The organism is Amycolatopsis sp. cg5 (assembly GCF_041346955.1).
Taxonomy (GTDB): Bacteria; Actinomycetota; Actinomycetes; order Mycobacteriales; family Pseudonocardiaceae; genus Amycolatopsis.
Genome location: NZ_CP166849.1, coordinates 5383225 through 5391219, shown reverse-complemented (window position 1 = coordinate 5391219; position 7995 = coordinate 5383225). Strand labels below are relative to the sequence as shown.

Annotated in this window: 5 protein-coding genes; all 5 read left to right on the top strand. The window is 65.1% G+C overall.

The annotated features are described in order from the left end of the window. Nucleotides 1–20 precede the first annotated feature (20 nt). The gene (locus AB5J62_RS24165; protein ID WP_370942208.1) at nucleotides 21–4886 is read left to right on the top strand and encodes a hypothetical protein; all 4866 of its coding nucleotides are present in this window, start codon (nucleotides 21–23) and stop codon (nucleotides 4884–4886) included. Between the two features lie 81 nt (nucleotides 4887–4967). Further along, nucleotides 4968–5681, top strand: coding sequence for a type VII secretion system-associated protein (locus tag AB5J62_RS24160; RefSeq protein WP_370942207.1), 714 nt, complete (start codon nucleotides 4968–4970; stop codon nucleotides 5679–5681). Between the two features lie 141 nt (nucleotides 5682–5822). After that, a complete protein-coding gene (locus AB5J62_RS24155) occupies nucleotides 5823–6248 on the top strand; it encodes a cold-shock protein (RefSeq protein ID WP_370942206.1) in 426 nt (141 codons plus the stop codon). 41 nt (nucleotides 6249–6289) lie between these two features. Continuing rightward, entirely contained in the window at nucleotides 6290–6886 is a 597-nt protein-coding gene (locus AB5J62_RS24150; RefSeq protein ID WP_370942205.1) for a hypothetical protein, read from the top strand. 143 nt (nucleotides 6887–7029) lie between these two features. Further along, complete coding sequence (locus AB5J62_RS24145; RefSeq protein ID WP_370942204.1) at nucleotides 7030–7668, top strand: LuxR C-terminal-related transcriptional regulator; 639 nt, start codon at nucleotides 7030–7032, stop codon at nucleotides 7666–7668. Nucleotides 7669–7995 lie beyond the last annotated feature (327 nt).

Genomic DNA, 7995 nt, shown 5'->3' with positions numbered 1-7995 from the left:
GCGATTTACGGATCGAGTCGTTGCGGAACAAGGACGGCAATCTGGTCGCGTTGTTTGTGCGGTACCCAGACGACACCCCGGACTATCAGGCCGCGGTGAAATGGGCGGAGAACGCGACCGCTGACCGGCTGCGGACCTACTCGTCTCTCGTGGGCTCTACTGCGGTTGTCGAGAATTCGCCGTGGCCTGCGGGTATGGTTCCGGCGTTCGTGCTGGGCGGGGTGGGGGTGGACGGCTATCAGGGGATTCGGCGTGATGGGGCGGTCCAGCAGTTGACGCCGGCGGTTCTGGGCCGGGTTTTGCGGAATGAACCCGATCTGCGATCAATGCTGGGCCGGGGTAATGTCTGGGGCCGCCCGCTGGCTCTTGTCGCGCTCAACGGTGGCGCGGAGGGGCCAGCCGAGTTTTCCCGATCGTTGCTGGCCGGCGGGATCTCTCGTTTCGTCCACCATCAAAGCGGCCGGGTGGTGCTGTCGGAAGACGGCGCCATCGGGATTGGCGGCCGCTTCGCCACGGTCCGGGCGCCGTTGCCGGAGCCCGAGCACGTCGTCACCTACGCGAAGGCCAACGAAATCCTGGGGACACACGGACAGTTCTTCCCACTGGACGAATTCGACGCCCACGCGATGTTCCTGGGCGGGGGGCAGGATTCGTTCTTGCAGCAACAGTACTATTACCGGACACTGGGTAATGGCTCATCGGTGGCCCGTCATGTTCCCTTCGTCTCACCGTGGGCGGGCATTCGGCGCCTGTGGAGTGCCGCTGGGCATGGTAGTGAACATGGGCTCGTGTTCGGTTTGAAGACCGATCAGCCTTTGCACATCGGCGATTCGGCGTACTTGACTAGTGGTGCCGCGCGGATTGTGGCGGGTAGTGATGTCTATCGGCTCGCCAGTCCCGCCCCGGATACCGCGATTCTGCTTGACTACTGTTCGTCGATGGTCAGGCCTAGTGGTGGGACCGCGACTCCGGCGGAGATTTTCCAGCAGGAATGGCGGCAGATCATCGGCCCCGCCAGGGTCTTCGGCGGCACCAGATCCGTCAGAGTCAATTCCCAGAACGCTGTTCGGTCGGTCAGGGACGATGGGCGATTCGTGGAGGTCTTGCCGGAGGGTGGTCCGCTGCCTGAGGTGAAGCTGGCTGATCTGGCGCCGACTGCGATCCCTTCCGAGCGGGTTCGTTTTGTGGGGTCGAGTCGCACTTTGGGGGGCCAGCAGGTCGAGGATGTGCGTAGGTTGGCGGGGTTGTTGGGTGCTGCTGCGGCGTGGGCTGGGCGTCATGGTGCTGGGTTTCCGAGGGTGACGATCAGGGGTCGTGGTCGTGTTGAAACTTCTGTGGGCAGGCAGCGGGCGGCCGCGGTGGCGGCGGTGCTGTATGAGGGGTTGGTCGCGGCGGCGGCGCAGTTGCGGCGGCTGGGTTTGTCTTTCGAGCCGGATTCGATAGCCGTCGGTTATGCCGGTGTCGTGGCGGGGATCGCCGAGATCGAAGTCACCCTGCCCCAGCAGGACCTCGGCCAGACAACCCTGGCCCGAGCGGCTGTTGACGACCCGGGTCCCCGTGTCGACCCGAGTCCCCGTGTCGTCGACCAGGTGAACGCGGCGTTCGCTCAGCTGGCGCCCGGCTCGACCGCGATACCGGCACTGCCCTCCGCCGACGGATCGACAGCGGGGATAACGCTCGGACAGCCACCGGGGATGGCGAACGGTGACGTGGCCGGGTCGAGGCTTGATGCCGGCGTGATGGTGCCGTCGGGGACGGAGCACGCGTCGCCGTCCGCCGTCGATGATGACGGGACTCCGGAGATGTCCCGCGAGACCGGCGCTGACCTGGGCATTGTCGTCGAGCACCCACCGACGGAGAACATGGCGAGCAGTGTCGCCTTTGATACGGGGGCATCCGGCGGTCGTTCGGCGAAGCGGCCACGGCGTGAGGAGGCGGTGACTGAGGCGGGCTCGCACCCGAGCGAGGTACTTGGTGGACACGACTCGGCCTCGGACGGTTCGGAGGGTACCGGTCGTCCGTTGGCGAAGAGAGCTCGTTTCACGCGGCCGACAACCGTCTTCGCGGCCGCACCCCAGGGGCTCGGCGCGGTCGCGTTCTCCGTGGATCCGGTCGAGCTGGCGGAATGGCACGAGGTCTACGAGCAGTTGCCGGAACAACCGATCGACGGCTCTCGCAACCCGTTCTACGTCTTCGTCACCGCGCGTGGCGGCGTGTTCGTCGTCGACGGCCGGGCCGTTACCGGGACCGAGCTGGCCAGGCAGGTCGCGAGGACGGGGGAGTACCGGGCCGCTGTGGCGGCCGAACCGGATATGCCGGTGAGCGTGGTCCTCAGCACGGTGGGCCCGATGGTCGAGCCAACCGGCGCATTACACGAGTTCAGTGACGCACTGCGGGGTCGCGGTCCATATCAGGAGATGCACGTCGCCGACCTGCCGGTGGCACAGCAGCCGCAGTTCGGCGGGTTCCACCGCATCTCGAGCCCGCGCCTGGCAGACGTGGAGTGGAAGCGCCTACGCGACGCGCACGGACGTGAATACGGGCTGATGTTCCCGCCCAGCGCCGCGGCGGGACAGCAGTTCGTGAGAGGGGCCTTTGCCGCCACCGATCACACTCAGCGTGTGCTCGGCATACGTCCTGAGGAGAGCAAATCGGGTACGGACTCCTCGAGTGACGAGTCTGAGAACCGATATGACGGGAAAGCCGAAAGGATCGCGGCCTGGGCGGGTGCGACCGAGGAGGGGCGCGCTCATCCCCTGCACCTGATATTGACCGGTACTGACGGGGTGTTGACGGTGCGGTTCAAACACGGCCAGGTTCTGGAGGTCTCCGATGAGGAAATGGCCGGGCTGATCATGGAGACCGATATTTTCGCCCGGGCGAGTGATGCCGTCGTCCGGCGGCCGCTGATTGTGGTCACCAGTGACTGGAGCGGGATACCCGAGGTCGCCGGCCTGGACCGTGGCCTGCTGTCGGTCTTGAAGAGGCGAACGGGACCGTGGCAGACGTTCTCTTTCGCCGGAGCCGTGACAGTCGATCCTCACGCGGGTTTCCTGAGCCTCCCGTCGGACGGCGTGTTCTCCGAGTCGCCGTTGAAGCTGAGCGACGTGCAGTACGTCCGGTACGGTCCGGTGTTCGGTTTCCCGTCGGGCAGGGCCCGAGGCGGCGTCGCCGACGGCCTTCGGCAGTTCGCTGACGCGATCGCTGCGGGGACGGCGGATACCCGCGGAGAATGGGGTGACCGCGAGCCGATCTTCGTCTACGCCGACGGGGCGGTGAAGCATGTGAAGGTGGAGCTGCGGAACCGGATCGTGGCGGAGGTGGAAGGCCACGGCCTCGGTAAGCAGCTGCTGTCGGACCCTGAATTCGTCCGCGCCCTGGGGGACGGCCGTGATCGTCCAGTGGTGCTGGTTTCGTCGTTCGGCGCGGAGCGGGTCAACTTCGGGGGGCTGGGTTTCGACTTCGCCGGTGCTCTGCGTGCAGCCGGGCATTTCGTCGACGTCTACGCGCCGACCGGGGTGGCGGGGTTCGGACCTGACGGTGTTGTCAGGGGAACGGATTCGGTATTCGACGTCGTTTCGGTCTGGCGGGCGGGTGATATCCGGATGACCACTCTGTCCAGTGATGACGGCACGGTCACGATCAACGTCTTGCGATCGCCGGACGACCGCCCGCTGCTGCGCCAGGTACGGAGGTGGCTCGAGGGAGCGGGGCGCGACTCGCTCTTGTCCTTCACCGACTCGCGCGGCTCCTTACGGGAAGTGCCATGGACCGAGACGCCGCTGCTCGTCGTCGCCACTCTCGCTCCCGATGGTGCCTACTCGGTGCTCCGCAGTGACGATGCCGGAGACATGCTATCGACAGAAGCGCTCGGTCAGGTCTTGCGTGACGACCGGGTGCTGCGGGACCAGTTGGGGAACGAACCCGACGGTCCCATCCTGGTGATCGGAGTGGGCGGTGAGACACCTCCGCTCGGGGAATTCGCCGCGGCGATGCTGACCGGTGGGTACTCGCGCACGATGTTCCGACCGCTCGGCGTGGTTTCGTTCGCGGATTCGGGAGCGCTCGTCGTCGAAGGCTTCGAAAAGCTGGACGCGCTCCAGCCCCTGCCCACCGCCTACTTGAGTTATCCGCAGGTGACCGCAAAGGGCGTCCTACACGGTCAATTCTATCCGTCTGAGGCCTTCGACGCTGTCGAGTTCGCCCTGGACGGGATCCACTACGTCGACAAGAGACAACGGACCTACTTCCGAGAAGTGCGGAACGCGAAGACACTGGCAACCCGCGAAGAAGTCAGCTCACCTTGGAAGGACGAGAGTCCCTGGCTTGTGGACGGCCATAGCGCTGATCCGGCCGGACTGGCCTTCGCCATGGCCACCGGACGACCCCACGAGCGCGGCGATGTGCTATCCCTCGTCGGCGAGCACGCCGCGCGGGCGATCTTTGCCTGCGAGGTTTTCGTCCGGGCCGGGGTCGCGCCGAACCGGCCCCTCCTTTTGGGACACTGTGCGAGCAACGCCACCGACGCGGGGCGCCGGGTGTCGGTCGCGTTGCTGATCAAGCAGGCGTGGGAGCGGGACTTCCGGCCAGTGAAGATGTACGGCGCGGACACGGACCTCTGGACGAACGGGCGCGGCAGGCGAACGCTGGACGTGGGCGGCTCGTTCACCGAGATCGGTAATGGGACTACGCCCCGGCCGGGCACGCCTACCGGGACGGACGGCATCGGTGTGAGCAGGCCCAGTGACACGGGCCGAGTGGAACACTCCGTCGAGCCGGGTCAGAACGCGACCGCCAGCGAGACGTCGCCCGTCGCTGAGGAGCCGCGGAGCATGATCGTGCGGCCTGAGGACGAGGGCCCAAGAGATGCTGGACCTGGCAGGTGAGCTGGAGAAACAAGCCTTCACCTCGATGAAACGGACGCCGCCGGAACACCGGTGAGGCGAAAGAACGAGAAAGGAGCCAAGATGGCTGCCATGACTGAAACGAACGACGACACGCAGGAACAGGGTCCGATGGAGAACTGGTTCCTGCTGATGGACCCGGCGTGGAGCCCGGCCACAGAGAACGACCCGCCGCCGATCGAGGCCGTCGTCGGCCTTTGGCCGGTGGAGGAGGAGGGGAAGATCGGCAAGTTCCGACCCAACCCCGAGTACGAGCCTGCCGACGAGAACTCTCCGTCGGACCCGCTGGACGCGGTGCTGCGCCTGGTACTTCAGGGGCGCGCCGAGGCCCAGCACATCCAGTTGATGGTGCGGGATTCGCTGTTCGACATCGCGATGAACGGCGATGGCCGTCCCCTGATCACAAAGTCTCCGGATGACATTTCGTGCGTCGTCGTGGCCACCGGTGAGCCGCACCGCCGTAAGATCGGCTCGCCGGACTGGCGGCGCATCGATCTCGGTGAACTGGTCGATCTGCTCGCCGAGGAGGTGGATGTGCTGTTCAATCCGACGGGGCCGGCCTCGGTCCGGTTGACCGGCGACTTCATGCGCGAGACGCTTGCGATGGACGAAGAGGAGGTCGCGGCGCTGTATCAGACCGAAGGTGAGGACGATCCGGCCTTGCGTATGGTTCCCTGGGAGCCGGCAGGGGAAGAGCCTGCTCCCGCCGAGGAGACGGAAGCTCCGCAGCCGCAGCCGCAGCCGCAGCCGCAGCCTGAGAAGTCTGAAAAGGACTGATGGGTCACCTCTGAACCCAGGCAACTTCGGCCAGCATCTGGTGCCCGTTCGTACTGGGATCTCGTTACGAGTTTAGTCCCGTCGTTACGATCTGCTAGCGGGTTCTTTCGCGGCAGTGGTTCGACGACTGGAGGAGGCGTCATGTCAGCAGTAGTGACCGGTAAAATACTCCGATTCGATGATGTTCGGGGCTATGGTTTCGTCGCACCCGACGAGGGGACCGAAGACGTCTTCATTCATGTCAACGATCTCGAATTCGATAAGCGGCTGATCGCTCCGGGGGTACGTGTCCGATTCGCCACCGAAGAGAGCGTTCGCGGTCTGAAGGCCTCCCGGGTGCACTTGGCCGAGGCGACGTCCGAGCCGGAGGTGCGGCCCGCCGTCGAGCCGGTCGTCGGCGCCGAGTATGACGACGTGGCGTGTGATGTGCTGTCCGCTGACGAGTTCCGGGAGGAGATCACCGAAGCCCTCTTGTCGGGCGTGCCGTCCTTGACCGGAGAACAGATCGTGGCCGTGCGGCGCAGTGTGGCCGCGCTGGCGGGCAAGCACGGCTGGCTGGATGACTAGCGGCGTGCCGTCGTGGTTCGACCGGACGAAGGCGACGTGACATGAACGCGGCGATGCGGCGCCTGGAATCGGAGATCACCAACGTTCGCCGGTACGTCCTCCAGAACCGGTCGACTCCGGGTTCGGACGACTTGTGGCTTCAACGGGTGTGGATCGATCTGCTGCTGGATCGCTGGTCAGAGCTCGGCCGACGGCTCGGGTCGGAGGACGATTCCGAGCCCGTCTCACCGCGAAAGGAGTGCGGCCGATCGGTTCGCGCACTTCCCCGGGCCGTCGAGCCGCTCACTCTGGCCGGCTTGGGCGCGTGCCTGCAGGGCGTCCGCGATCTCGTGGTCGTCGCGGACACGGGTATCGGCTCACCTCAAGTGGATGTGTGCGTACACGCGACCGAGCAGGTGGACGCCGATTTCCTCAATGTGCTGCGGGCCTCCGCGCGGCGGTTCGCCGCGCCGGTCGTGCTGGTGGCCAACCAAATCGAGAAGGCGGACCTCGAGGTGCTGACCCGGTGCCGGGTGATCTCGGTGCTCCCTCGTGTGGCGGCGTCACGCGAAAGGCTTGTCGATACCGTGCGAGCGGTCGGTGCGCATCGACAGGTTCCGGGACCCGACCTGCTGGCCGGACTCCGAGAACTTCTCTGAGGGCTGCCATAGCACAAGTGCGCGAGGGCAGTGTTGTTGGACGTTCGCACCGCATTGCTTGACCTGCCGGTATCCACGATGGCATAAATCCTCGCAGTGGAATTCGGGAGGTGTCGTTTTCACAACATGAACGTGCAGCCGACGTGTGGGACGTGTTGAACGACCGTGTCATTGTCGAAATGCGAGCTCAGACCGGACGTTTCCGGGTGCTCCTGGTCGATCATCATGCGCTGCGAAGAAAGGAAGTGCATCGGTGGTTGGCCGATATGGGCGCGCTGGTCCAGCCTGTCGTCATGCCGGTCGGCGACGCGACCGGCATCGACGGGCCGAATGATCACGGCACCGTCGCCTTGGTGCGTTCCGAACACGCCGACGGCGGGGCTGTGGACGCGGTGATCAGGTTGCGTGAGCTCGGCTGGCCCCGCGTCGTCGTCGTTGGAATCGGTCCGGATCCCTTCGCGGTGGTGGACACGCTGGCTGCGGGCGCCAGGGGCTATGTGGCGGTGGCGTCGCCCGGCACCTTTGCCCGCAAGGACCGCGATCCCAAGGTCGAAGACCGGATGGTCACTGATTCCCGGGGGCAGATAAAACTGCTTTCCTGCCGGGAGCAGGGCATTCTTCAGCAGGTGGCCGATGGCAAGACGAACAAGGAGATCGGTACCACACTGGGCCTGTCCCCGTTCACGGTGAAGACTCACTTAGCCCGGATCGGGAGGAAGTTGCACGCGGGTGATCGGGCGCGGATGGTGTTACTGGCTCTACGCTCCGGCGTTATTCACTGAGTCTGAGTAGGAGGGATTTCGGTGGGTCGGCTCGTTTGTCTCGACAACGAGCCGACCCACCGGAAAATGTTCGCCAGTGGCTGGTCGAGGTGATCTGGACGTTCAGGTCATTCGGCACCTTGAGGCGGGGCTGATTCTTGATGACCTGCGAAAACGCGGTCTTGTAAGTGTGTCCTGTGGGCTGTAGTGGTCGTCGATCGACACTGTGGTCGTTCAATGGCGGCGCGGTCGTGTATGGGAATCCGGGTTTCGATCGTCGTATATTCGGTCTAGTCGGTTATCGCAAATGGATCTTTGATTCTCGTCCAAGTCTTGATATTGATTCCC

What these genes read in the sequence shown, in the direction of transcription:
- AB5J62_RS24160 (WP_370942207.1), top strand. Translation starts at nt 4,968, where the DNA reads ATGGCTGCCATGACTGAAACGAACGACGACACGCAGGAACAGGGTCCG.
- AB5J62_RS24155 (WP_370942206.1), top strand. Translation starts at nt 5,823, where the DNA reads ATGTCAGCAGTAGTGACCGGTAAAATACTCCGATTCGATGATGTTCGG.
- AB5J62_RS24150 (WP_370942205.1), top strand. Translation starts at nt 6,290, where the DNA reads ATGAACGCGGCGATGCGGCGCCTGGAATCGGAGATCACCAACGTTCGC.